Genomic DNA, 24,226 nt, shown 5'->3' on the forward strand with positions numbered 1-24,226 from the left:
TATGGAATTTTTACAGCTGGAGAATATTCACCATAGTTATTTTTCAAGTACACAGGCAAAGGAAGTATTACGTGATATCAGTTTAGCCATTCATGAAGGAGAGTTTGTTTCGTTTATTGGGCCGAGTGGCTGCGGTAAAACCACATTATTATCAATTATTGCAGGCTTATTCCCTGCCACTGAAGGCAATGTTTATATAGATGGTGAAAAGCTATCAGCAAGTAATCAATCAAGCATTGGCTATATGCTTCAGCAGGATTATTTATTTCCTTGGAAGACCATTGAAGAAAACGTCACAATTGGCTTGAAAATAATGGAGAAAAGTCATAAAACACATAAAGTAACGGCCAATGCGTTATTACAGGAAGTAGGATTACCGCATGTGGGGAATAATTATCCTCGAGAATTATCAGGGGGTATGAGGCAACGTGTCGCCCTTGCCCGTACCTTAGCTGTAAACCCAAAAATTTTATTATTAGATGAACCATTTTCTGCATTAGATTATCAGTCGAAATTAAAGCTTGAGGATTTAGTGGTGGAAACATTAAAAACTTATAAAAAGACTGCTATTCTTGTGACACATGATATTGGTGAAGCAATCGCGATGAGTGAGCGCGTAGTTCTATTTTCTGCAAATCCGGGGACAGTTCACAAGGTGTTTGAAATACCTAAAGCCCTTAATGAACTATCACCTTTTGATGTAAGACAGCATCCAGCCTATGCAGATATTTTCCAAACTATTTGGAAGGAGCTGGAGAGCCTTGGATAATACATTATTTAAACAATATCAGCAATTGTTAAAAAAAGAAAAACGCTATGTTCGAGTGTATCAGCTTATTATTTTACTGCTATTCTTTGGAGGATGGGAACTGCTTTCAAGATTAGAATGGATTGATCGGTTAATTTTTAGCTCGCCAACTCATGTATGGCATACATTTATTGAAAAAGTCAGCGATGGTTCTTTAACATTGCATGTGAGTGTTACATTAATGGAGACCGTAATTGGCTTTTTAGCGGGAACTTTATTAGGAACATTGATAGCTGTTGTCTTGTGGTGGTCTCCGTTACTATCAAAAGTACTCGATCCCTATCTAGTAATTTTAAACGCGATGCCAAAGGTTGCGCTTGGTCCGATTTTGATTGTTGCACTTGGTCCAGGTTATTTTTCCATCATAGCTATGGGTGCATTAATATCCATCATTATTACAACGATTGTTGTATATACGGCATTTAAAGGTGTCGATCCAAATTATAGTAAGGTTTTACAAACCTTTGGAGCGACAAGATGGCAAATCTTTCGTGAGGTCATTTTGCCAGCCTCATTTCCTACGATCATTTCGACCTTGAAAGTGAATGTTGGTTTATCATGGGTAGGGGTTATTGTAGGGGAATTTTTAGTAGCTTCAAAAGGACTTGGTTATTTAATTATCTATGGCTTCCAAGTATTTAATTTTAACCTTGTCCTTATGTCACTTCTGATCATTGCCTTTTTTGCTACCATTATGTATCAAGTTGTAGAATTAGTTGAAAAGACGATTATTAAAAATAATGCATAGTAGAAAAAAGAGGTGTCTCAAAATAGAGGCACCTCTTTTTAATCTGTTCTTTAGTTAAAATTCTTTATCCATCTGGGGTGAAGTGCGATAAAAACGGAAATTGCCTGTTTCCATTCGTGCTACAGTATTTTCCGAAATGCGATCATGACAAATATTGCACATATAAGTATGAATTGGTCGATTACGCAATTTTTTTGCTAAAGGTAAATTATCGTCTAAATTATGAATCGTATCGCAAATAACGCATTTAACGCGCATTGCATTCCCTCCTATTCAGCGCGAATGGCTGATACGTTTTTAATAGGATTGTCAATATTTGAACCGTCTTTTAGTAATACATGGATGGGACCGTCTTCTAAAAGAGGCTTACCGTCTTGGCTATATTTTAAAATAAGTGTATAAGCTTCTTCAATTGTGAAAGGATATTCTTGACCATCTTTGCAAGTTAAGATGATTTTTGTCGCTTCTGGTTTAATTTCAGCATTCTTCAAGAAATGACTTAATTCGATACCAAATGTACCTGTCTCCATTCCTTTACGGTCAAATTTCCTTTCTGATTTTAATGTAGGTGGGAATGTTGCTCCTTCCATAATTTCACGTGACCAGTGTGCTCCTACTTCACGCATATATTTGACGTCAGCATCTTCCTCAACATTTTGAGTAGTGAAGTAAGTGTTTAAATCTAATTTACGATCATCGAAAATCCACACAGTAGGATCTAATGTTAGTTGGTATGTGACTGCACCTGTGATAGGAATTATTGTTTCCATAATAGAAATCCTCCTCAAATCTTGTATATCCATGACATAGTATAACGCTAATGCCTAGAGATAATAAAGAAATATAATTCGAATTCTCTATTTTCCAATGAAGACACTTGCATTTTTATCGACTAAAAGATAAACTTTATTAAGATAGAATCGAAGAAATATCAGATAATGGGGGCGTCCTCATGGATACGAAATCACAAACTTCTTTTCAAGAGAAGGCTTTGGAGCTATTAGTTGCTGATGCAGATAAGATTGCTCGCCTTATTCGAGTACAAATGGATCATTTAACAATGCCACAATGCCCTTTATATGAGGAAGTATTAGATACACAAATGTTCGGTCTATCGCGTGAAATTGATTTTGCTGTGAAGCTTGGATTGATTGAACGTGAAAAAGGCAAAGAAATTCTCGATTCACTCGAGAAGGAACTTTCTGTACTACACGACGCGTATACAGACAAATAAAAAGAAAAACTCAAACGCTTCTTTGCGCTTTGAGTTTTTTTACTAGAACGAGGTTTTCCGATGAGACAATACTTAAAACGCTATGCACAAAATTTTGATTACCCCTTATTTTTTACGGTCCTATTATTAAGTTTATTTGGGTTAATAATGATTTACAGTTCAAGTATGATGGTTGCTATTGCACAGAAAAAACAGGCACCTGATTATTTTTATCAAAAGCAAGTGACCAATTTAATGGTGGCATTTCTTGGCTTTATCATTACAGCATTTTTTCCATATAAACATTATGCGAATAAGAATATTATGTTGTTACTAACGGTCGTATTGGCGGTGTTATTCACATGGTTAAAATTATTTGGTCATGGGGCAGATGAAGTAGGCTCTCAAAGTTGGATTGCTATCCCAGGATTAGGGAATTTTCAGCCTTCGGAGTATGCGAAACTATTTATAATTTTATATTTTGCAGCTGCTTTTTATCGAAAAGCACAAAAATATACGTTTGAAAAGCTACAACCTACTGAAATTTTTTATCCAATTTTTCTGTGGATATTAGTGGTTGCTGGGGTAGCCTTTGAAACAGACTTAGGAGCAGTGATTATTCTATGTGGTATTGCTGTTTCGGTTGTAGCTTCAAGTGGTATTCCATTTAAAACATTTTGGAAATTTTTCGGTGTATTAGGTGCATTTGGTACAGCTATTCTTGGTATTCTATGGCTATTTAAGGGAGAGCTACTAACAGGAAATCGAAAAGGACGGATATTGTCTTACTTAAATCCGTTTGAATATGAGGATGGTAGTGGTCACCAAGTGGTGAATAGTTATTATGCCATTGGCGGAGGCGGCTTAGAGGGACGTGGTCTAGGTCAATCCATTCAAAAATTAGGTTACTTACCTGAACCACAAACAGATTTTATTATGGCCATTATTATGGAGGAATTAGGAATATGGGGAGTTTTAATTGTCCTAGGTGGTTTAGGATTTATTGTATATAAAGGTTTTTCGATTGCATTGCGAACAAAAGATCCATTAGCACGCATGATTGCGGCTGGTATTGCGAGCTGGATAGGCTGGCAATCGTTTATTAATCTTGGGGGTGTAACCGGGTTAATCCCGTTAACCGGTGTAACGTTACCTTTTATAAGCTATGGCGGTACATCTATAATCATTCTATCTTTAGCGATGGGAATATTGATCAATGTTTCTATGTTTGAAAAGGTAGAGAGGAAAAAAACACAATCATAAAGGGGGATACCTATGGAATCAATCAACAAAATTCTCGTAGCCAATCGAGGAGAAATTGCAATTCGTATTTTCCGTGCTTGTACGGAGCTGAATATCCAAACTGTTGCCATCTATTCAAGAGAAGATAGTGGTGCTTTTCATCGCTTTAAAGCAGATGAAGCTTATTTAGTGGGAGCTGGCAAGAAACCAATCGATGCTTATTTAGATATTGAAGGTATTATTGCCATCGCAAAAGATGCAGATGTTGATGCGATTCATCCAGGGTATGGTTTTTTATCAGAAAACGTGGAATTTGCACGTCGCTGTGAGGAAGAGGGCATTGTCTTTATCGGACCAACTTCTCAGCATTTAGATATGTTTGGAGATAAGGTCAAAGCACGTTCTCAAGCCATTGCGGCTGAGATTCCTGTTATTCCTGGTACAGATGGCCCAGTAGCCGATCTAGCAGAGGTAGAGACGTTTGCTAGCAATTATGGCTATCCAGTTATGATTAAGGCAGCACTTGGCGGTGGTGGTCGAGGGATGCGTCTAGTCCATACGCCAGAAGATCTTGCTTCCTCCTATGAAAGAGCAAAATCTGAGGCAAAGGCTGCTTTTGGTTCCGATGAAGTATATATAGAAAAAGCAATCATAAAACCAAAACACATTGAAGTACAAATTATTGGCGATAAACATGGCAATATTGTGCATTTATATGAGCGCGATTGCTCAATTCAGCGTCGACATCAAAAAGTGGTAGAAATTGCGCCATCTCATTCAATTTCACAAGAGTTAAGAAATCGTATTTGCGATGCAGCTGTGAAATTAATGAAGAATGTCTCGTACATAAATGCAGGGACAGTGGAATTTTTAGTCGCAGGAGAAGATTTTTATTTCATCGAGGTAAACCCTCGCATTCAAGTAGAACATACAATTACAGAAATGATTACAGGTGTTGATATCGTCCATGCCCAAATCAAGGTAGCGGCAGGCTATGGACTTCACAGTGAAGAAATTCATATGCCAAAGCAAGAAGACATGCCAATGATTGGCTATGCCATTCAAGCCCGTGTGACAACAGAAGACCCTGCAAATGACTTTATGCCAGATACAGGAAAGTTAATGGTTTACCGCTCAAGTGGTGGTTTTGGCGTGCGATTAGATGCCGGGAATGGATTCCAAGGTGCTGTCGTAACACCATACTATGACTCTTTATTGGTTAAAATTTCCACTTCGGGTATGAACTTTAAAGAAGCTGCTGCGAAAATGGATCGTAATTTAAAAGAATTCCGTATTCGTGGCGTTAAAACGAATATTCCGTTTTTAAATAATGTGGTGACACATGAGAAGTTTTTATCAGGAGCCTTTGATACTAGCTTTATTGATACAACACCAGAGCTTTTTGAGTTCCCTGTCCGTAAAGACCGTGGAACAAAGCTGTTAAGCTATATCGGGAATGTGACCTTAAATGGCTTCCCTGGTGTAGAGAAGAAATCAAAACCTATCTTTGTTCAGCCAAACCAACCTAAAATTGATCCTTTAATTGTACCACCAGCAGGTACGAAGCAGATTTTAGATACACAGGGAGCAGATGGCTTAGTCCAGTGGATTTTAGCACAGGAAGACGTACTACTAACAGACACTACATTCCGTGATGCACACCAATCTCTACTTGCAACACGTGTTCGTTCACAGGATATGTATCAAATTGCAGATGCAACAGCTCGCATGATGCATCAGTTATTCTCGCTGGAAATGTGGGGTGGGGCAACATTCGATGTAGCGTATCGCTTCTTAAAAGAAGATCCATGGGAGCGACTAGCGAAACTGCGTGAGCAAGTGCCGAACGTGCTATTCCAGATGTTACTGCGTGGAGCTAATGCTGTTGGTTATACAAACTATCCTGACAATCTAATCCGAGAATTTATCGCTGAATCGGCTTCATCAGGAATTGATGTATTCCGTATTTTCGATAGCTTGAATTGGATTAAAGGCATGGAAGTAGCAATAGATGCTGTGTGTCAATCAGGAAAAATTGCTGAAGCGGCAATCTGTTATACGGGGGATATCCTCGATGACAGCCGTGCGAAATATTCAGTGCAATACTATAAGGATATGGCGAAAGAACTTGAAGCATCTGGTGCCCATATTTTAGCGATTAAAGATATGGCTGGTTTATTGAAACCAGAAGCGGCGTACCGTTTAATTTCCGAGTTAAAAGAGACGACAAGTCTGCCAATCCACTTGCATACACATGATACTAGTGGCAATGGAATTTACTTATATGCTAAAGCGATAGAAGCAGGTGTTGATATCATTGATACAGCGCTTGGATCTATGGCAGGCCTAACATCTCAACCGAGTGCAAACTCCTTGTACTATGCAATGAAGGGCAGCAAACGTGAGGTACGAGCAGATATCGATGCATTAGAAAAATTATCGTACTACTGGGAAGATGTTCGTAAATACTATAAAGATTTTGAAAGTGGCATGATCAGCCCACATTCTGAGATTTACGTACATGAGATGCCTGGTGGTCAGTATAGTAACTTACAGCAACAAGCAAAAGCTGTAGGGCTTGGTGATCGATGGGAAGAAGTGAAACGCATGTATTCCCGTGTAAATCTACTATTTGGTGATATTGTTAAAGTTACCCCATCCTCAAAAGTGGTAGGTGATATGGCTTTATTTATGGTGCAAAATGATCTAGACGAAAATACGGTCTTAACAAGAGGGAAAACGATTGACTTCCCAGATTCTGTGATTGAATTCTTCCAAGGTTATCTTGGGCAGCCACATGGCGGGTTCCCAGAGGCATTACAACAAGTAGTGTTAAAAGATCGTGAAGCAATTACAGTTCGTCCAGGAGAATTATTAGAGCCTATTCAGTTTGATCAATTAGAGGTTGTACTAGAGGAAAAGTTAAATCGTCCAGTTACGAAAAAAGATGTACTGGCTTATGCACTTTATCCAAAAGTCTTTGAGGAATATGCGAAAACAGCAGAATCCTTTGGCAATATTTCAGTTCTTGACACACCGACATTCTTATATGGCTTAAAGCTTGGAGAAATTATTGAGGTCGAAATTGAAAAAGGTAAAACATTGATTATTAAACTCGTTTCAATCGGGGAACCACAACACAATGGAACACGTGTCCTTTACTTTGAGCTCAATGGACAATCGCGTGAATTGGTGATTCAAGATATGACTGTTGAGGTTGATGGCAATTTAGCGTTAAAAGCCGATCCAAGCAATCCAAATCAAATCGGTGCTACAATGCCAGGTACTGTGTTAAAAGTTGTTGTTTCTAAAGGTAGTCCTGTTAAACGTGGGGATCATCTGTTAATTACAGAAGCCATGAAAATGGAAACAACTGTCCAAGCACCTAAAGACGGCATTGTAAAAGAAGTATATGCGAGTGCAGGAGATGCGATTTCTACAGGGGATCTATTAATTGAAATTGAATAGATAGTCGTGAAAAAAGGTTATTAGATGCTTTTATTGCATCTATATAACCTTTTTTATTGTGTTAAGCGATAAATCATATACAATTTGATTACTTAATCAAAAAAATGTTTGGCTAATCAATCAGGAGGGTTCTATGGATAGCAATAAAAATACCTTTATTCAGGAAGCAAGAAAGCAGCAAATTATTGAAGCTACGATAACGACACTTGATGATATAGGCTATGTAAAGGCGAGTTTAGCACAAATCCCTAAACGTGCTTCTATTAGCACAGCATTAATTTCTTATCACTTTGTAGATCGACAAGATTTAATCAACCAAAGTCTGCAAGCACTAACCGAGCAATCCACAACTTTCATTTTGACAAAAACATATACTGCCAGTGATCCTGTCACACAATTAGCAAACTTCATAGAGGCGAGCATTGCTTATCAAGCGACACACCCAAAAGAAAATGCAGCATTATTAGAAATTGTCTTCAACGCTCGGACTGCACAAGACATCCCTTACTATAAACTGCCAGATGAAGAGGAAGACCCACTATTGACGGCATTATGTAATATTTTAGAAGCTGGTAAAAAACAGGGGACATTTAGTGTTCGCTCTGTCAATGTAATGGCAAAAGTAATTCAAGGAGCGATTGGTGAATACATGCTTATAGGGGGACCGCTTGCTATTGCGGCAGTGGATTACAGTCTCGAAGTAACAAATATTATATGGACAGCAATGAAAGTAGAGGGGCCAAAAAATGCTTAGAGCGCTATTCAACTGGATGTTAGTCATTGGTTTAATTTTATTAGGAGGCCGTCTCGTAACACTAATTTGTCGATATTTCGACATTCCCTTTACAACATTTTTTAAAGATTATGCACTAGTATCCATGATTATCTTAATTGTTGGAATTATAGGAACTGAAGCTATGAAGAAACAAAAATAGTCATAGAAAAAAGATTCGACACATCTTTGGTGGCGAATCTTTTTTAATGGGCTATTTCTTTTTCTCATTATAATTACTTCTAGCAACTAGCATGATCATATAGCATAATAAACCGAATAAAAGGGAAATAAATAATGAATGCAGTAAAGCTACCGTTAAATTCAGTTTAGTAAGGACTACTAACATACCTGCAATAACTTGTAAAACTACTATAGAAAAAGCAATTATCCATCCATAGTATATAACACGTTGATGTTTATATTCCTTTACAGCGTGCCAAGTTATGTATGCAATCCAAATGAAAATAATAAGAACAGCTAATCGATGTCCCATTTGCACCCATTCATACATATTATTCGGGGGTGCGAATGGTGTTTCATTATAGCAAAATGGCCAATCAGGACAAATTAAGCTCGAATCTGTATGACGAACTAGCGCCCCTGTATAAACGACTAAATAAGAATAAATTGTGACAGCAATTGTATGCCAACGTAACTTTTTACCAATAAATACGTTATCGGCATCAAATTTCCGATCGACTTCAAATACAATCATAGAGAGAAGAAGAACCGCGGCAAAGGAAATCAGAGATATCCCAAAATGAAGTGCTAAGATGAAATCACCTTGCCCCCATAATACTTGAGCTGCTCCAATAAGAGCTTGCGCGATTAAGAAAAACATTGCTAGGAAACCTAATAGTTTTACTTCGCGAATATGTCCGAGCTTACGCCATGTCCAAACGGTTAACACAAGAATTGAAATAGATACAACTCCTGTTACGAGACGATGTGAGAATTCGATAAGGACTTCTGGTGTAATCTCCTTTGGAATAAGAGATCCATTACAATCAGGCCAGTTTCGACCACAGCCTAGGCCACTATCTGTTTTGGTAACGAGAGCCCCACCTAGTAATATAAGGAGCATCCCTACTGTAGCGGCAACAGCAAACCACTTCAAATACCTGTTGTGTTGCATAAAATGAGTCACCTACTTTATCTATCAACATTACAAGCACGTAATGTTTCTGCTACTAGATAATATCGAAAATACGTATAAAAAACAACTTGTAAAGAGAAGGGACTACTAGATGTCGATTCCATTTCACAAATTGTTCATAATTTCGTGCTTTAACCTTCACAATTCATTTTAGAAAATGTTTTACTATAGATATGTTGTTTTTAATTATATTTCTAGACAAAACTAATTTTTACAACTTCATCTAAATTTCACTTAATGTCTAGAAATCAATCGCAAATTTCGCTATAGTTATTGTTAGCGGAATATGCTTACAAAAATGAAAGGAGAGGTATTATGTCAAACGGTCGTACACTGGCGGCTACTAGAAATACTGGTCCTGAAACAACATCTGTTGTAAAAGATTTCTTAGCACTAATAAAAATTGGAATCGTTAACTCGAATCTTGTCACAACGTTTACAGGGATGTGGCTGGCTTTTCAGTTTACTAGTAGACATTTCTTGCAAGAGCTTGATGTCATATTTTACACCATGCTGGGTGCGGCATTAATCATTGGTGGCTCAGGTGCAATGAATAACTTCATTGATCAGGATATAGATCCTATCATGAAAAGAACAAAGGCAAGACCGACAGTGACAGGCAGATTTAAGCCAAACTTTGTGTTGACCATTGCCCTCTCATTTTTAATTGTAGGTGAAATTTTGTTATTTGCGGCATCGTTTGCAGCCGGCATGTGGGGACTAGTAGGAATATTTGCTTATGTCGTTCTGTATTCAATGTGGTCAAAGAGGAAGCATGTTAGTAACACGGTTGTAGGTAGTATTTCTGGGGCTATTCCTCCTGTTATTGGATTCGCGGCGATTGAGCCTGCCTTAGGTCCAGGAGCACTAGCTTTATTCCTTATCATGTTTGCATGGCAACCACCACATTTCTATGCGCTTGCTATGAAACGGACTGAGGAATATCGTGCAGCTAAAATACCAATGCTACCTGTTATAAAGGGATTTAAACGTACAAAGTACTCAATGTTATTCTGGATTCTTTTATTATTACCGTTACCTTTCCTTTTAACAGAGCTTGGAATTGGCTTTTTAACTCTTGCTACTGCATTGAACTTGGGTTGGTTAATACTAGCTCTGAAAGGCTTTACAACAAAAGATGATATGAAATGGGCAAATAAAATGTTTATTTATTCGTTGAATCATATGACCATACTATTTGTAGCCATCATAATATTTGCGGTGTTTAGCTAAAGTTAGGGATTCTTTCTTTTTATAAGAATTCAGATAGACAGAACTGATGTCCTAGGTACACATGAAAATACAACAAAGAAAGAGGGGTTTAATTAAGCTATGATGAAAGGGCTTAAAAAATGGCGTCTTTTTTCACTTCTAGCAGTGATGATGGTTTTCCTTTCAGGTTGTGGTGAAGATTATCTTTCTACACTAAAACCATCTGGAGAAGTAGGTAAACAACAATTAAATTTATTACTGTTAACTACTGTAATTATGACGCTAGTAGTAGTAATAGTATCCGTTATCTATTTACTTGCATTCCTAAAATACCGTCGTGCACGCGTAGGTGAAAATGTTATACCTAAGCAAGTAGAAGGTAGTCATACTTTAGAAGTGATTTGGACAGTTATTCCGATTATTTTATTATTAATTATCGCTGTACCAGTTGTTACAACTACTTATAAATTTGCAGATGTTGCTGCAATGGATGAGGTAGATGAAGAAGGGAACAAAACAGCCCTAACGATCAATGTAACGGCAAAATTATACTGGTGGGAATTCGAATATCCTAACCAAGGTATCGTAACGGCTCAAGAGCTAGTGGTACCAACAGGTGAAAAAGTTTACTTTAATTTAAAAGCTGCCGATGTTAAGCACTCATTCTGGATTCCTGCTGTAGGCGGTAAAATGGATACAAACGTGGAAAACTTAAACAAATTCTACTTAGTATTCGATAAAGAATCAAAAGATCTTAAAGATGGCGTATTTTATGGAAAATGTGCTGAATTATGTGGACCTTCACATGCATTAATGGACTTTAAAGTAAAAACATTAAGCCCTGATGCATTTGATGCATGGGTTGATGCAATGAAAGCAACTGAAGGACAAACTGCTGACAAAGCTTCCACTGATCTTGGTGAAGCAACTTTTGCTAATAGCTGCTTAGGCTGTCATGCTATCTCTGGTTCAGGAGCAGGCGGTACACCAGGTCCAAACTTAACTACGTTTGGTGACCGTAACCGTGTTGCTGGTTTCTTAGAGCATAATGAAGAAAGCTTAAAAGCTTGGATTAAAAACCCTGAGGAATTTAAACCAGGTAACTTAATGATGAATGCTGAAGGCACTGCGCCTATCTACGGTGATTTATCTGATGAAGAAATTGAAGCTCTTGCAACTTACATCATGGGCTTATCAGTAGAAAAATAATTTTCGTTCTATGTAACAAATTTTGAGGGAGGTAAAAGTTGTGAGCTCATACACACAGAAAAAGGGCTTTGGAGCAGCTGTCTGGGATTACATCACTACTGTTGACCATAAAAAGTTAGCAGTGATGTATTTATTAGCCGGTACATTGTTCTTCGCTATCGCTGGTTTTGAAGCATTATTAATGCGTATTCAATTAATGAAACCAAATAATGATTTCGTATCAGCTGGTTTTTTCAATGAATTATTAACAATGCACGGAACAACAATGTTATTCCTAGCTGCTACGCCACTACTATTCGCATTTATGAACATGCTTGTACCATTACAAATTGGTGCGCGTGACGTTGCATTCCCGTTCCTTAACTCATTAGGGTTCTGGTTATTCTTCCTAGGTGCAGTATTCCTTCACCTGTCATTCTTTATGGGTGGCGCTCCTGATGCGGGCTGGACTTCTTATGCATCATTATCTTTATACTCTCCAGGACATGGTATTGATTTCTATGTTCTTGGTTTACAAATTTCAGGGGCAGGTACATTAATTTCAGGTCTTAACTTTATCGTTACGATTATTACAATGCGTGCTCCAGGTATGACATTTATGCGTATGCCATTATTCACTTGGACTGCTCTTGTATCAAGTGCCTTAATCTTATTCGCATTCCCTCCATTAACAATTGGTTTATTAATGATGTTATTTGACCGTATGTTCGGTGGTAACTTCTTTGACCATACAATGGGTGGTAACACAGTAATTTGGGAACACTTATTCTGGATCTTCGGACACCCAGAGGTTTATATCTTAGTATTACCAGCATTCGGTTTATTCTCTGAGATTATTCCAGCGTTCTCTCGTAAACGTCTATTCGGATACTCTTCAATGGTATTCGCTACAATTTTAATTGGTTTCTTAGGGTTCATGGTTTGGGCTCACCATATGTTTACAGTTGGTCTTGGGCCAACAGCAAACGCAATCTTCGCTGTTGCAACAATGGCAATTGCGGTTCCAACAGGTATGAAAGTATTCAACTGGATCCTAACTATTTGGGGCGGATCTATTAAAGTTACAACACCAATGCTTTATGCACTTGGATTCATCCCGTCATTCGTTGCGGGTGGTGTTACAGGGGTCATGCAAGCATCTGCACCTCTTGACTATCAATTACATGATTCTTACTTTATCGTTGCTCACTTCCACTACGTAATCGTTGGTGGTATCGTTACAGCATTATTTGGTTCAGCGCACTTCTACTGGCCAATTTTCTTCAACCGTATGTTAAACGAAACGCTTGGTAAAATTACTTTCTGGGTATTCTTTATCGGATTCCATTTAACATTCTTCCTTCAACATTTCTTAGGTTTGATGGGTATGCCACGTCGTGTATTCACTTACATGGAAGGTCAAGGTTGGGATCAATTCAACTATATCTCTACAATCGGTGCATTAATGATGGGTGTAGGGGTTATCTTAATGGTAATCAACTGCTTAATGTCTATTAAGGGCAAACCAGCAGGACGCGACCCATGGGGCGATGGACGTACTTTAGAATGGTCAATTCCACAACCAATTCCATTCTATAATTTCCGTCAAACTCCACTTGTTCGTGGTTTAGATCCATGGTGGATTGAAAAACAAGAAGGTAATAAAGAAGTAACATTTGCTGAGCCACTAGGTGATATCCATATGCCAAATAACTCAGCGATTCCATTCGTTATTTCATTAGGTATGTTTATTGCAGCATTTGGTGCACTTTACAATCCAGACGCAGATAAGCCATGGTCTATCTATGTATTAATCATTGGTTTAGCTATTACATTTGGTGCAATGATTGCTCGTTCTGTTAAAGACGATCATGGTTTCCATTTACACAAAGAAGAAATTCTTGAAATTGAAGAACATCTTTACGGCAAAGGAGGAAATAAATAATGGATTTCAATACTAAATTTACTCCTCATACTTGGCCAGATCATCCTGAACAAGCTACGATGGAAGGTAAAAATAAAGTCGTTGGTTTCTGGATTTTCCTTGCCTGTGAAGTTGTACTTTTCGCAAGTTTATTCGCTACTTATTTAGCGCTTAAGAACAAAGGGCCAGCTGGCATGGAGTTCACAACTCAAGGTTTATTTGAATTACCATTAGCATTTGCTATGACGATGTTATTATTAACATCATCACTAACATCTGTTTATGCAATTTACCATATGCGTAACTTTAACTTTAAAGGTATGCAAACTTGGTTAGCGATTACATTAGCTTTAGGTCTTGGATTCTTAGCACTTGAAATCTATGAGTTCAACCACTATGTGCACCTTGGTTTTACATTTAATCAATCTGCATTTGCAACAGCGTTTTATTCTTTAGTTGGTACACACGGTTTCCACGTAACTTTAGGTCTTGTATGGATTGGTACTTTAATGATCCGTAATGCTAAACGTGGATTAAACCTGTACAATGCACCTAAATTCTTCGTTGCTGCTTTATATTGGCACTTTATCGACGTGGTTTGGGTATTTATCTTCACAGTAGTATACTTGATGGGAGTGATCGGATAATGTCTTCACACGATACACCTATAGTTGCTAAGTCACAAGCACAGTATGAGTATGATCGTCATCATAATGCCGTTCATATGCGTAAACAAGTAATCAACTTTGCGATTATGATTTTCTTCACTTTTATCGCATTCGCAGTAGTTGCAGCTGATTTTTCTAAATACTTAATTATGCCATTCGTATTATTATTGGCTGGCGTTCAAGTTGTACTTCAACTTTATTCTTTCATGCACTTAGAAGATAAAAAAACTCACTTTGGTGGCGTTATTGGTTTCTTCATGTGGATGGGAATTTTAATCGCATTTACATTCTTCTTAGCATTTTTAACAATCATTTGGTGGTAATCACCAAAAAAGCACGTTCGTTATTTTGTACGAACGTGCTTTTCTTATGTTTTGAAGTTATTTAGGTATCAAAAGAGGCAAACTCTGTTAAACTTAACATTTGTTCACCTTTCGTTCATTGCAGTATAGCTGTAAGCGTTTTATAATAGGAGTACTGAAGTTTAAAGGAGTGCGTTCTATATGCCACTTAGTATATTTGGTTTCCAAGCATTGTGGAGCCCGTATTTAATAGGGGTTCTTGTTTTTATAACAATCATCTATTTTTTAGTCACAACAAAGTGGCGTAAGGATTTTAAAGTAAGCGAACCTTTGAAAAAAAGTGAAGCTATTTACTTTGTTTTAGCTATGATTACCATCTATATTATCAAAGGATCTCCTATCGATTTAATGGCTCATATTATGTTTACCATGCATATGGTGCAAATGGCTATTCTGTTATTGCTGGTCCCTATTTTCTTAATTAAAGGGATTCCTTGGTGGGTTTGGAAGGTGGCTATTGAGGCACCAGTAGTTAGAACATTGTTTAAAGTGCTAACATTACCAGTTGTTGCTGTTTTTGTATTTATTGGTCTATTTTCTTTCTATCATTTACCGTCCATATTGGATTACATTAAATTAAATGAAACATTACATGGTACCTATACATTTGTATTATTTCTATCTGCGGTGTTTATGTACTGGCCTTTAATTCAAAATATGCCAAATAGTAATCAAATGAAGCCTTTGCATAAATTGGCGTATATTATTGCTAATGCTGTTTTAATTACACCTGCTTGTGGATTAATCATCTTTGCCCCCAATGCAATGTATGAGACATACACAAACGGTGATGCATGGTTAAAGGCGATGGAGCTTTGTGTACCAGCCTCTACATTGTCAGGATTATCTTTATCTGGACCTGAGCTATTTACAGACATGAAACCAGTTGCAGATCAGCAATTAGGTGGCGTGTTAATGAAAATCCTACAAGAGCTTATTTTTGGTGTACTAATTGGTACAATCTTCACAAGATGGTATCGATCTGAGCAAAAAGATCCAGATAAAATCACTGCTGACGCTTTAGCTGCCCACCAAAAGAAGTGGGAAAGTCAACAGCAACATTAATTGAAGAATAGAAATTTACTTTGTGTAAGGGGTTTTGACAATGGAATTGCAAATTTTGCCTACTATTAGTACATCGTTTATCGTTATTAGTGCTGTACTAGTAGCGATAGGGTGGGGCTTAATTATAAAACGAAATGTAGAGGGACATAAGAAAGTGATGCTTGCCGCAGGTGTTGCGGCACTTATTTTCTTTATCATCTATGCGTCCCGTACAATCTTTATTGGAAATACAGCTTTTGGCGGTGGAGAAGAATTAAAACCATATTATACGTTCTTCTTGATTTTCCATATTATTTTAGCGACATCTGGAGCTGTGTTCGGTATCATTAGTATTATTTCAGGTTTGAAAATGAACATTAAATTACACAGACGAATTGGGCCAATTACAAGTATTATTTGGTTCTTTGTTGCCATAACTGGTGTATTAGTTTATTTATTATTGTATATTTTATTTGAGCCTGGTGAAACAACATCAGTAATTAAAGCTATTTTAGGATTTTAAAAAAATCTCCCTCCTTATTTCTGTGCAGGAGGGAGATTTTTTATAGTTGGTTGGAATAGTGAAAGCACTACGACAACTAGTAATGGACCAATTAATATTCCAATAAATCCAAAGATTTTAAAACCAATAAACATGGCAATAAAGGTATTCAAGGAAGAAAGGCCAATTTTATCGCCAATAATTTTTGGCTCAATCATTCGTCGGACTAGAAATTGTCCAATGGTTAGTAAAATTAAGACAGCAGCATATAAATAATCGCCAGCAAAGACCTGATAGATTGCCCATGGGACTAATAAAATAAATGAATCAAGAAAAGGGATAAAGTCTAAAACAACAAGTAGAAGTGCTAACAGTATAGGAAAGGGTGTTTTTAAAAAATAAAATGCAGCGAATGATATAGCAAAGATCCCTATACCTACAAGTAATTGAGCTTTCAGAAATCCAAATAATGCCAGCTTAACACGTTGGCCAATAAAGATTATTTTTTGATGGTAATGAAAAGGAACGGGCGTTAATAATTTGCGATTAATTGTTGGTAATTCTAAAAGCAACATATACAACACAATCCAATAGACAAATATATCAAAAAGACGTGTGGGAATATAAGTTAGTAACGTTGACCAAACATTGACGTTCGTTAAGGATAAAGAAAATTTTTCGATGGATGCTAAAGCTTTTGCAATCATAAATTGAATTTGTGACACTAGCTCTACAGGTAAATGATAGGTGTAATTGCTGAGCTTAGATTGCATTTGAATCCATAGGGCGGACAATTGATTAAGATAATCAGGTATATCAATGATAAAGGAAGAAAATTGTTTCCAGCTTATATAGAGGATAAGAGCACATAATAATAAAGATATACTTAGAAAAAACAAAAAAAAGAAGAAGACAACGATTTTCCGTTTTTTTCTAAACCGTTTACTCATTCGAACGATGATTGGTTCTAACAATAACGCGGTTAAGTAGGCAAGTAAAATTGGTAATGATATGGAGATGGACCAAAGGATCAGTATACCCATTGCGATAACAATAATGGGATGACGAAAAAAAGGACGATTAAAAAATGATAACATTTTTCTCACCTACATCTTGTAATAGATATAGGTAGTATGAGAAAAAAATTTTTTTTTACTCAAAATAAAAAAAGACTGGACCACCAGTCTTTTTACAACCATGAAGCTATTTATGCTTACTTGCCGTCACTTCAATGTACGAAAGATTAGCGTGCGTTAACAGGTTCAAAGTTATTTTTATTTGTAGGCTCGATTGAGAATTGATCTAACTCTAATTTAACCTTTTTTAAGATTTCTTCACATTTTTTTACAAGGTGTGCTGGATAAACCTCGTCATCACCATATTCAACACCATGTGGATAATAGTATTTACCAAGGACTGGTTTCATTAATGTAAGGATGGCATCGTGTGCACCTACGTCACCAGAAATAGCATATGCGAATACGCGTAGGTAATAACGACCTTCACGAGTATCGAATCGTTTATCGAATGTCATACGCTCGTAATCCCAGCCGCCATCACATTCTAAACCATGTTTTTTCATAATGCTGACAAGTAGCTCTTGATCAGCTGTTAAATTTTCAAGGTTAGTATTTTCAAAATACATGTATAGTCCTCCTTTAGGTTCTCGTACAAAGTATACGCTCATTTTTATAATAGAGCATATTCGACATTGTTGCAATGACAACATTGTGTCAACCCAATCACAATTGATATAATAACTTACAATAATGGTGATGAAAAGGAGTCCTGTATGAAAGCTTTATTCCGCATTTTAATGGTTTGTGGTGCAGTTGCATTAATTGGCTTTATGTTTTTTAATACCCCTAAGGAAAATGAGCCTCTAGAAGGCCCGAATATCAATTCGAATATCATACCTCAAACACAGCTAAAGCAGGAACCTGCAATAGGCGCAATGACACGTCCACAAACAGGTATATCCACATTGATAGGAAAAGGTACACAAACTGTTTTAGAACAATATGGGGAGCCTGCAAGAAAAGAGCCATCTTCATTTGGTTATCAATGGTGGGTCTACAATGAAGATGTTTCAACTTTTTTTATGATTGGCATTGATAATAATATTGTGACACAAATTTACATAGCAGGAAAAGAAATTGATGCATTTCCTTTTAAAGTGGGCCAAAAACGTGATGAAATATACAGAATGACGATCATTGATTATGAGGTAGCCGCCACTGTAGGCGAAAATATTTTCATTTTCTCGATGAGTGAAGAAGATATGCAAACAAGGCTGCTTATCAAATTTGATGGTCTTTACGCACAACTTTACATAGATAGGGAGACAAGTGAGTTGCAAGGTATTCGATATACAGACAGTGAAACACTTGTCCTTCATCAGCCATATGAAATGAGCTATCAAGGGGAGCTTGTTAGACGTACTCCTCCTTCCTCTTTCTTACAGCAAGAAATTGATGTTGCTAGCGCTAAACAATTAGACGATTTGCTAAATGTAACAAGAGTCCATCATGATTTACTTCCTTTAGAAATGGATGAATCCTTAGAGGAAGTAGCAAGAATGCATAGTGAGGACATGAAAGTGCAAAATTTTTTAGCGCATGAATCTCCAACCTATGGCGATCTAAAAAAACGATTACAAACGCAAAAAATCGAGTATAGTGAAGCGAATGAAAACCTAGCAACTGCTTATTTTGATGCGATTGAAGCCATGCATGGCTGGACAAATTCTCCTGAACACAGAAAAGTTCTTTTGAATGATCGATACACCCGCGTTGGTTCTGGTGCCTTTGTAGATTATTATACGCAAATATATCTTGAACCTACTACACAAGAACTGGATAGAGAAGAACAAGATAATGAAGAGACGAAAAATGAAAAACAAGATAGCGAAGATTCTACAGATAAATCAAATCAAACCTTACCATAACAGAATAATATTCAGATGAAGACGAGCTTTCAACAAACGGGCTTGTCTTCATTTTTTATGTGGAGTTTCTCCCTCTTTTAGGGCTCTACATTTTTCGTCACACCGTTACAAACGCCGTCATATGATAGAGAACTGAGAGGGGGAATGAGGTTTGCAATTAGCAGAATTATTAAAAGACTGGCCATGTAGCGTGACGGGAGGATCTATACGGACAGAAATTACTGGTGTAGAGGACTATGCGCAGGCGGTACAACCTGGTGATATATTTATTGTGCGAAAAGGAAAAAAAACATCGGGAAGTCGGTTTGTCAAAGAGGCATTGGCACGTGGGGCTGCTGCCATCGTTTCAGAAGAAAGTATCTCTTTGCCAATTATAGATAAAGAAATTCCGTTTGTATGGGTTCCGAATACAGCATTATTTTTATCGTATGCAAGTGCGAAGCTTGCTGCTTTTCCAGCAGAAGCTTTAACTGTTATCGCCATTACAGGTACAAATGGAAAGACGACAGTGAGCCATTTTGTCAGTCAGCTTCTAAATGCACTACATAAACATGCAGCAGTTATTGGAACAGTTGGCTTTTTCATCAATGGTGAGAAACAACAAACGGCTTATGAGCAATTAACAACATTGCAAGCTAAAGAATTACACCCCATTCTTAAGCAATGTGTGCAGAAAGGTGTGACCCATGTTGTATTAGAGGCTTCTTCAATGGGGTTACAGCAGCATAGGCTCGATCATTGTGACATTGACTGTGGTGTATTTTTAAATTTATCAGAAGATCATTTAGAAGATCATGGAGGGTTAGAAGCTTATAAACGTGCCAAGAAACGTTTAGCAGATTTATCAAAAAAGCTAGTATTAAATGGAGATGATAATTTTTGCCGTTCTGTTGGCATTTATGATAAGAAAAAATCTTGCTCATTTGGTTTTGATAATCACAATGATTTACATATCCAAATCGTCAGTGAATCAGTAGGCAAAACCGTACTTTGTTTACAGACTTCCGCGAGTGAGCATATTGTAGAAATTCCTTTTGTCGGTAAATACCATGTGCAAAATGCTGTTGCATCCTTAATGGCTGTATGGCGCTTAGGTGTCCCTATGGAAGATATAGTTGGACATATGTGGTCATTAAGGCTACCAGAGGGCAGGCTAGAGAAGATTGAAAATCCATTAGGAATTGATGTTTATGTAGATTATGCCCATACAGCAGAAGCTTTACAAGCGGTATTGCAAACCTTTGATCACTCTAAAACAATTTACCTTGTCTTTAGTTGTGGAGGAAATCGAGATAAGGCGAAACGCTTTGCAATGGGGGCAGTAGCAAGTAAATACGCTGATGTTATTTATTTAACGACAGATAATCCACGTGATGAAGATCCTATTGTGATTAATGAAAGTATTATTGCTGGTTTTACAGAGCAACAATATTATGAAATTTATTTAGATCGCAAACTTGCGATCCATCAAGCATTAGCAAAGGCAGAAAAGGGTGACATTGTCCTTGTTGCCGGAAAAGGGCATGAACAAACACAGCAAATTAAAAATCAAAAGTTCCCTTTTTCCGATCAACAATGTGTTAAAGACTATTTTGCGAGTTTAATTACGGACGACGCTGAATAACGAAGAAAGATCCTGTAGCAATAGCAAGCCTGCGACCAGTCTCATCTTCAATATCACATTCCATGACAAGCGTTTGGCGTCCCTTATGAACAAAACGACCACGTGCAATCAATTCTTTATTTGTGGTGGTAGCAATATACGATACATTCATATTCGTAGTTACTACATTATAGCCCTCAGGCACAGAGCGCGAAGCAAGCCCCCCCATAGCGGCATCAGCAATCGTTGCAACAATACCTCCATGGGGCACCTTTATCGTATTGTGGATGACCGGTGTAATAGGGATACGGACCTCACTGACCTCAGTCTCAAATTTACCTACCATATGTAAAGTAGCATTAATATAACGACGGTGAATGCCCTGCTGTTTCTCCCGTAGGCCCTTTAAAAGATGTAATAAAACTTCTTCATCTTCCTCGGTACTGTCTTGTAAAATCTCGGCCACTAACTGTTCAACCTGATCCTTAGATGTTGTCATCATTTGGAAAACCTCTTTCATTAAAATTATCATTAATGTAAAATTACCATAAAATCTGTTATGATGGGAAAGAGATTGGGGGAATTAAAGATGATGATGACCTCTGACTGGGTAATCATTTTGGATGAGGCGGAAGCGCTTTGTGAGATGATTCTTTCCTCAGAACCTGCGATGGCGCTACAACAAGCGTATGAAGCTGTATATAGTGATGCACAAATTGTAGAGGCTATATATGCATTTAATCGCATGAAAGAGCAGTACGAAGATGTACAACGTTTCGGAAAATATCATCCGGACTATCATACAATTATGAAGTCGATTCGCCAACAGAAAAGGGCACTTGACTTAAATGAGAAAGTTTCAGCCTTAAAAATTGCTGAAAACGATTTTCAGGATTTACTGGATGAGATTAGCCTATTAATAGGAAAAACGGTCTCTGAAGCGGTAAAAGTTCCTGTTAGTAATCCATTCTTTGCATCTGGTTCATCTTGCGGTGGTGGATGTGGCTCGGGCGGTTCATGCTCTTGCTCAGCGTAAATAGGATGTGTATATAACATATCTCTTCTAGACTGTAGACAACTCGAAGGCAACTGAGTTAGTTTACAGTCTTTTTTATAATTAAATTGAAGGAGGAAACATTAATGAAAACTTATCGAATTGCTGTAATACCTGGAGATGGAATAGGAAAAGAGGTTGTGCCAGCTGCAATAAAAGTTCTTGACCAGGCAGCGTTGTTAGATGGACGCTTTCAATTTGAATGGACAACCTTTCCATGGGGCTGTGAATACTATTTAGAGACAGGGAAAATGATGCCTGATAATGGTATTGAGCTGTTAAAACAGTATGATCAAATATTCTTAGGTGCAGTCGGAATGCCTAACTTGGTTCCGGATCATGTATCATTATGGGGTCTTCTCATTAAAATTCGACGTGAGCTACAGCAATCTATTAATGTACGACCTGCAAAGCTACTTCAAGGATTACCATCACCTTTACGACAACCAAATGATTTTGATTTTATTGTTGTAAGGGAAAATTCTGAAGGGGAGTATGCTGAAAGCGGAGGAAGAATACATAGTGGTCAAGATGAGGTGGCAATCCAAAATGCTGTTTTTACAAGAAAAGGTACGGAACGCGCAATGCGCTATGCATTTGAACTAGCCAAAACACGTAATGGACATGTGACAAGTGCTACTAAATCAAATGGGCTTACATATAGCATGCCTTTTTGGGATGAAGTGTTTACTCAAGTAGGAAAAGACTATAAAGAGGTAGGTCAAGCATCTAATCATATTGATGCACTAGCGGCATTTTTAGTGATGAAGCCAGAAAATTTTGATGTTATCGTAGCATCGAATTTATTTGGGGATATTTTGACAGATCTAGGCGGTGCCATTATGGGAAGCATCGGTATTGCACCTGCAGCAAATTTAAACATTGAAGGGCAATATCCATCAATGTTTGAGCCTGTCCATGGTTCTGCACCAGATATAGCTGGTCAAGGAATTGCCAATCCTATTGGACAAATTTGGACAGGTAAGATGATGCTCGATTTCCTGGGTTATCAAGATGTGGGAACAAGGATATTGAATGCTATAGAGCAAACATTAGCGCGGGGTATAAAAACGCCTGATTTGGGTGGAGTTTCCACACTACAAGAAGTAACTGATGCAATCTTAGATTATTTAACATAAGTATTACTGTAATGGAAAGTAATAATGGGGCTAACATTTACATGAAAGGGAAGCACATGCGTTCAGTGTGCTTCCCTTTCATTTCTTGTCTTATTTAGACTCTTGAACTTGTAATAACTCAACAGCAATATCCGGACGATCGGTAATAATGCCCTTTGCCCCATTATTGAGTAGTTTTTTCATCGTTTCTAGGTCATTGATTGTCCAATAGTGGACAGGTATATTGAGGTTGTTTAAAAACTGAATAAATTTAGGAGAATCTAATGCAATAACCCCTGACTTTGGAGGAATTTGAAAAACATCCACTTTAGGGTGATATAAATGTCCAAACTGACTTGAGAAGGAAGCAAATGCTTTTCTGACATCTGATTCACCTGCACCAAGGGCTACTTGATTTTGCGCATATAAATTAAAACGATCTATTTGCTCACCATAAAAGCTTGTCACAACAACACGATGTTCAGCTTGAAGTTCTTCGATTAAGCGCCAAAGTTTAGAAGGCATCAGACTCCCTTCATAAGTATCTGGAGCATCTTTGATATCAATATTGATTAACATGTTTGAATAGGTTTCAAGCAACTCTCGTAAAGTTACGACTTTCAATTTATCCTCTCGATATGGGAAATTTCCATCTAAATCTTCAAATTGATAGCCATGGTTCAAGGCATTGATTTCTGCCAACGTCATATCTGCAATGAGCCCATAGCCATCCGTTGTACGTTCAACTGTCTCGTCATGGAAAACAATAATTTCCTCATCTTTCGTTAGGCGAATGTCGATTTCAAAGCCATCAACACCTAGCTGTACAGCTTTTTCAAATGCAACCATTGTATGTTCTGGTGCTAAAAGAGCTCCGCCACGATGTGCAAGAATTATGGGGCGTTCAAATTGTAATGCTTGTTTACCTTCACGTTGCTGTGGTTTTGAAATAGCTTTACTGCCTGCCCAAGCTGCTGCACTTGCTGCTGCAATTGCAAGCGCAATTTTTGTTTTCTTACCCATATTCGTCCTCCTTAAAAATTATCCTCATATAAAAAGTTGTAGTGAATGCATTGTGTAATCAATAGTAGTAAGTACAGGGCCTACTATTAAAATTAGTTACTAGTATAAATGAATGATGATTTTTTTATGCCGATTTTTGCCATCCTATTTGAAAAACAATCGGGTTCATTT

At 37.5% G+C, this 24,226-nt stretch carries 25 protein-coding genes; 18 read left to right on the plus strand and 7 right to left on the minus strand.

Annotated features, from left to right (window positions below):
* Position 1 precedes the first annotated feature (1 nt).
* Both LCP48_RS04690 and LCP48_RS04695 read left to right on the plus strand, forming a co-directional pair.
* Positions 2-769, plus strand: a complete 768-nt coding sequence (locus tag LCP48_RS04690) for an ABC transporter ATP-binding protein (RefSeq protein ID WP_004224774.1) — start codon at positions 2-4, stop codon at positions 767-769.
* On the plus strand, positions 762-1,556 hold the full coding sequence (locus LCP48_RS04695) for an ABC transporter permease (RefSeq protein ID WP_004224775.1): 795 nt from the start codon (positions 762-764) through the stop codon (positions 1,554-1,556). Before LCP48_RS04690 ends, LCP48_RS04695 begins: the two co-directional genes overlap by 8 nt.
* 54 nt (positions 1,557-1,610) lie before the next feature.
* On the opposite strand, the gene LCP48_RS04700 is transcribed toward LCP48_RS04695, so the two are convergent.
* Both LCP48_RS04700 and LCP48_RS04705 read right to left on the minus strand, forming a co-directional pair.
* Positions 1,611-1,814, minus strand: a complete 204-nt coding sequence (locus tag LCP48_RS04700) for a YlaI family protein (protein WP_004224776.1) — start codon at positions 1,812-1,814, stop codon at positions 1,611-1,613.
* An 11-nt stretch (positions 1,815-1,825) separates the two neighbouring features.
* Positions 1,826-2,326, minus strand: coding sequence for a molybdopterin-binding protein (locus LCP48_RS04705; protein WP_004224777.1), 501 nt, complete (start codon positions 2,324-2,326; stop codon positions 1,826-1,828).
* 182 nt (positions 2,327-2,508) lie between these two features.
* On the opposite strand from LCP48_RS04705, the gene LCP48_RS04710 reads away from it, so the two are divergent.
* The 5 genes from LCP48_RS04710 (at position 2,509) to LCP48_RS04730 (ending at position 8,414) form a co-directional block, all read left to right on the plus strand.
* On the plus strand, positions 2,509-2,790 hold the full coding sequence (locus LCP48_RS04710) for an Fpa/YlaN family protein (RefSeq protein ID WP_004224778.1): 282 nt from the start codon (positions 2,509-2,511) through the stop codon (positions 2,788-2,790).
* A gap of 60 nt (positions 2,791-2,850) precedes the next feature.
* Positions 2,851-4,032 carry an FtsW/RodA/SpoVE family cell cycle protein gene (locus LCP48_RS04715; RefSeq protein ID WP_004224780.1) on the plus strand — a complete coding sequence of 394 codons (1,182 nt, stop codon included), beginning with the start codon at positions 2,851-2,853 and terminating at the stop codon, positions 4,030-4,032.
* A gap of 12 nt (positions 4,033-4,044) precedes the next feature.
* Positions 4,045-7,479 carry a pyruvate carboxylase gene (pyc, locus tag LCP48_RS04720; protein WP_225340752.1) on the plus strand — a complete coding sequence of 1,145 codons (3,435 nt, stop codon included), beginning with the start codon at positions 4,045-4,047 and terminating at the stop codon, positions 7,477-7,479.
* 133 nt (positions 7,480-7,612) lie between these two features.
* Positions 7,613-8,233: a TetR/AcrR family transcriptional regulator gene (locus tag LCP48_RS04725; RefSeq protein ID WP_004224782.1), complete on the plus strand. Its 621-nt coding sequence runs from the start codon at positions 7,613-7,615 to the stop codon at positions 8,231-8,233.
* Positions 8,226-8,414 carry a hypothetical protein gene (locus tag LCP48_RS04730; protein WP_004224783.1) on the plus strand — a complete coding sequence of 63 codons (189 nt, stop codon included), beginning with the start codon at positions 8,226-8,228 and terminating at the stop codon, positions 8,412-8,414. The genes LCP48_RS04725 and LCP48_RS04730 overlap by 8 nt, the downstream gene beginning before the upstream one ends.
* A 51-nt stretch (positions 8,415-8,465) precedes the next feature.
* Here the strand turns inward: LCP48_RS04730 and LCP48_RS04735 are convergent, their stop codons facing one another.
* Complete coding sequence (locus LCP48_RS04735) at positions 8,466-9,389, minus strand: COX15/CtaA family protein (protein ID WP_004224784.1); 924 nt, start codon at positions 9,387-9,389, stop codon at positions 8,466-8,468.
* 336 nt (positions 9,390-9,725) lie between these two features.
* Between LCP48_RS04735 and cyoE the strand changes: the two genes are divergently transcribed.
* The 7 genes from cyoE to LCP48_RS04770 all read left to right on the plus strand — a co-directional run bounded on the left by cyoE (position 9,726) and on the right by LCP48_RS04770 (position 16,331).
* Complete coding sequence (cyoE, locus tag LCP48_RS04740; protein ID WP_004224785.1) at positions 9,726-10,643, plus strand: heme o synthase; 918 nt, start codon at positions 9,726-9,728, stop codon at positions 10,641-10,643.
* Positions 10,644-10,742: 99 nt separating this feature from the next.
* On the plus strand, positions 10,743-11,831 hold the full coding sequence (gene coxB / locus LCP48_RS04745) for a cytochrome c oxidase subunit II (RefSeq protein WP_004224786.1): 1,089 nt from the start codon (positions 10,743-10,745) through the stop codon (positions 11,829-11,831).
* Positions 11,832-11,871: 40 nt separating this feature from the next.
* The gene (ctaD, locus tag LCP48_RS04750; protein WP_004224787.1) at positions 11,872-13,755 is read left to right on the plus strand and encodes a cytochrome c oxidase subunit I; all 1,884 of its coding nucleotides are present in this window, start codon (positions 11,872-11,874) and stop codon (positions 13,753-13,755) included.
* Positions 13,755-14,381 carry a cytochrome c oxidase subunit 3 gene (locus LCP48_RS04755; protein WP_004224788.1) on the plus strand — a complete coding sequence of 209 codons (627 nt, stop codon included), beginning with the start codon at positions 13,755-13,757 and terminating at the stop codon, positions 14,379-14,381. Before ctaD ends, LCP48_RS04755 begins: the two co-directional genes overlap by 1 nt.
* Entirely contained in the window at positions 14,381-14,725 is a 345-nt protein-coding gene (locus tag LCP48_RS04760; RefSeq protein ID WP_004224789.1) for a cytochrome C oxidase subunit IV family protein, read from the plus strand. The genes LCP48_RS04755 and LCP48_RS04760 overlap by 1 nt, the downstream gene beginning before the upstream one ends.
* A 180-nt stretch (positions 14,726-14,905) precedes the next feature.
* Positions 14,906-15,829: a cytochrome c oxidase assembly factor CtaG gene (ctaG, locus tag LCP48_RS04765; protein ID WP_004224790.1), complete on the plus strand. Its 924-nt coding sequence runs from the start codon at positions 14,906-14,908 to the stop codon at positions 15,827-15,829.
* A 40-nt stretch (positions 15,830-15,869) separates the two neighbouring features.
* On the plus strand, positions 15,870-16,331 hold the full coding sequence (locus tag LCP48_RS04770) for a DUF420 domain-containing protein (RefSeq protein ID WP_004224791.1): 462 nt from the start codon (positions 15,870-15,872) through the stop codon (positions 16,329-16,331).
* A 14-nt stretch (positions 16,332-16,345) separates the two neighbouring features.
* Here the strand turns inward: LCP48_RS04770 and ytvI are convergent, their stop codons facing one another.
* The gene (ytvI, locus tag LCP48_RS04775) at positions 16,346-17,407 is read right to left on the minus strand and encodes a sporulation integral membrane protein YtvI (protein ID WP_009373494.1); all 1,062 of its coding nucleotides are present in this window, start codon (positions 17,405-17,407) and stop codon (positions 16,346-16,348) included.
* A 146-nt stretch (positions 17,408-17,553) separates the two neighbouring features.
* A complete protein-coding gene (locus tag LCP48_RS04780) occupies positions 17,554-17,955 on the minus strand; it encodes a YugN family protein (protein ID WP_004224795.1) in 402 nt (133 codons plus the stop codon).
* A gap of 147 nt (positions 17,956-18,102) precedes the next feature.
* Between LCP48_RS04780 and LCP48_RS04785 the strand changes: the two genes are divergently transcribed.
* Both LCP48_RS04785 and LCP48_RS04790 read left to right on the plus strand, forming a co-directional pair.
* Positions 18,103-19,257: a CAP domain-containing protein gene (locus LCP48_RS04785; RefSeq protein ID WP_004224796.1), complete on the plus strand. Its 1,155-nt coding sequence runs from the start codon at positions 18,103-18,105 to the stop codon at positions 19,255-19,257.
* A gap of 151 nt (positions 19,258-19,408) precedes the next feature.
* A complete protein-coding gene (locus LCP48_RS04790) occupies positions 19,409-20,881 on the plus strand; it encodes a UDP-N-acetylmuramoyl-L-alanyl-D-glutamate--2,6-diaminopimelate ligase (protein WP_004224798.1) in 1,473 nt (490 codons plus the stop codon).
* On the opposite strand, the gene LCP48_RS04795 is transcribed toward LCP48_RS04790, so the two are convergent.
* Positions 20,862-21,362 (minus strand): PaaI family thioesterase, encoded by a 501-nt coding sequence (locus LCP48_RS04795; RefSeq protein WP_004224799.1) that lies wholly within the window; start codon positions 21,360-21,362, stop codon positions 20,862-20,864. The two genes, LCP48_RS04790 and LCP48_RS04795, sit on opposite strands and share 20 nt — an antisense overlap.
* Positions 21,363-21,449: 87 nt before the next feature.
* On the opposite strand from LCP48_RS04795, the gene LCP48_RS04800 reads away from it, so the two are divergent.
* Both LCP48_RS04800 and LCP48_RS04805 read left to right on the plus strand, forming a co-directional pair.
* Positions 21,450-21,896, plus strand: coding sequence for a YlbF/YmcA family competence regulator (locus LCP48_RS04800; protein WP_004224800.1), 447 nt, complete (start codon positions 21,450-21,452; stop codon positions 21,894-21,896).
* Positions 21,897-22,000: 104 nt separating this feature from the next.
* Positions 22,001-23,053 carry a tartrate dehydrogenase gene (locus LCP48_RS04805; RefSeq protein WP_004224802.1) on the plus strand — a complete coding sequence of 351 codons (1,053 nt, stop codon included), beginning with the start codon at positions 22,001-22,003 and terminating at the stop codon, positions 23,051-23,053.
* Between the two features lie 90 nt (positions 23,054-23,143).
* Here the strand turns inward: LCP48_RS04805 and LCP48_RS04810 are convergent, their stop codons facing one another.
* Positions 23,144-24,055, minus strand: a complete 912-nt coding sequence (locus tag LCP48_RS04810; protein ID WP_004224804.1) for a glycerophosphodiester phosphodiesterase family protein — start codon at positions 24,053-24,055, stop codon at positions 23,144-23,146.
* Positions 24,056-24,226: the final 171 nt, after the last annotated feature.

It is taken from the genome of Lysinibacillus capsici (genome assembly GCF_020217405.1).
GTDB classification, from domain to species: Bacteria; Bacillota; Bacilli; order Bacillales_A; family Planococcaceae; genus Lysinibacillus; species Lysinibacillus capsici.

Excerpts from the sequence above, each read along its gene's own strand:
- LCP48_RS04805 (WP_004224802.1), top strand. The coding sequence starts at position 22,001 with ATGAAAACTTATCGAATTGCTGTAATACCTGGAGATGGAATAGGAAAA.
- cyoE (WP_004224785.1), top strand. The coding sequence starts at position 9,726 with ATGTCAAACGGTCGTACACTGGCGGCTACTAGAAATACTGGTCCTGAA.
- LCP48_RS04690 (WP_004224774.1), top strand. The coding sequence starts at position 2 with ATGGAATTTTTACAGCTGGAGAATATTCACCATAGTTATTTTTCAAGT.
- LCP48_RS04710 (WP_004224778.1), top strand. The coding sequence starts at position 2,509 with ATGGATACGAAATCACAAACTTCTTTTCAAGAGAAGGCTTTGGAGCTA.
- LCP48_RS04700 (WP_004224776.1), bottom strand. The coding sequence starts at position 1,814 with ATGCGCGTTAAATGCGTTATTTGCGATACGATTCATAATTTAGACGAT.
- LCP48_RS04730 (WP_004224783.1), top strand. The coding sequence starts at position 8,226 with ATGCTTAGAGCGCTATTCAACTGGATGTTAGTCATTGGTTTAATTTTA.
- pyc (WP_225340752.1), top strand. The coding sequence starts at position 4,045 with ATGGAATCAATCAACAAAATTCTCGTAGCCAATCGAGGAGAAATTGCA.
- LCP48_RS04800 (WP_004224800.1), top strand. The coding sequence starts at position 21,450 with ATGATGATGACCTCTGACTGGGTAATCATTTTGGATGAGGCGGAAGCG.
- LCP48_RS04785 (WP_004224796.1), top strand. The coding sequence starts at position 18,103 with ATGAAAGCTTTATTCCGCATTTTAATGGTTTGTGGTGCAGTTGCATTA.
- LCP48_RS04735 (WP_004224784.1), bottom strand. The coding sequence starts at position 9,389 with ATGCAACACAACAGGTATTTGAAGTGGTTTGCTGTTGCCGCTACAGTA.
- LCP48_RS04795 (WP_004224799.1), bottom strand. The coding sequence starts at position 21,362 with ATGATGACAACATCTAAGGATCAGGTTGAACAGTTAGTGGCCGAGATT.
- LCP48_RS04755 (WP_004224788.1), top strand. The coding sequence starts at position 13,755 with ATGGATTTCAATACTAAATTTACTCCTCATACTTGGCCAGATCATCCT.
- LCP48_RS04705 (WP_004224777.1), bottom strand. The coding sequence starts at position 2,326 with ATGGAAACAATAATTCCTATCACAGGTGCAGTCACATACCAACTAACA.
- LCP48_RS04810 (WP_004224804.1), bottom strand. The coding sequence starts at position 24,055 with ATGGGTAAGAAAACAAAAATTGCGCTTGCAATTGCAGCAGCAAGTGCA.
- ytvI (WP_009373494.1), bottom strand. The coding sequence starts at position 17,407 with ATGTTATCATTTTTTAATCGTCCTTTTTTTCGTCATCCCATTATTGTT.
- LCP48_RS04725 (WP_004224782.1), top strand. The coding sequence starts at position 7,613 with ATGGATAGCAATAAAAATACCTTTATTCAGGAAGCAAGAAAGCAGCAA.
- ctaG (WP_004224790.1), top strand. The coding sequence starts at position 14,906 with ATGCCACTTAGTATATTTGGTTTCCAAGCATTGTGGAGCCCGTATTTA.
- coxB (WP_004224786.1), top strand. The coding sequence starts at position 10,743 with ATGATGAAAGGGCTTAAAAAATGGCGTCTTTTTTCACTTCTAGCAGTG.
- LCP48_RS04780 (WP_004224795.1), bottom strand. The coding sequence starts at position 17,955 with ATGTATTTTGAAAATACTAACCTTGAAAATTTAACAGCTGATCAAGAG.
- LCP48_RS04760 (WP_004224789.1), top strand. The coding sequence starts at position 14,381 with ATGTCTTCACACGATACACCTATAGTTGCTAAGTCACAAGCACAGTAT.
- LCP48_RS04715 (WP_004224780.1), top strand. The coding sequence starts at position 2,851 with ATGAGACAATACTTAAAACGCTATGCACAAAATTTTGATTACCCCTTA.
- LCP48_RS04770 (WP_004224791.1), top strand. The coding sequence starts at position 15,870 with ATGGAATTGCAAATTTTGCCTACTATTAGTACATCGTTTATCGTTATT.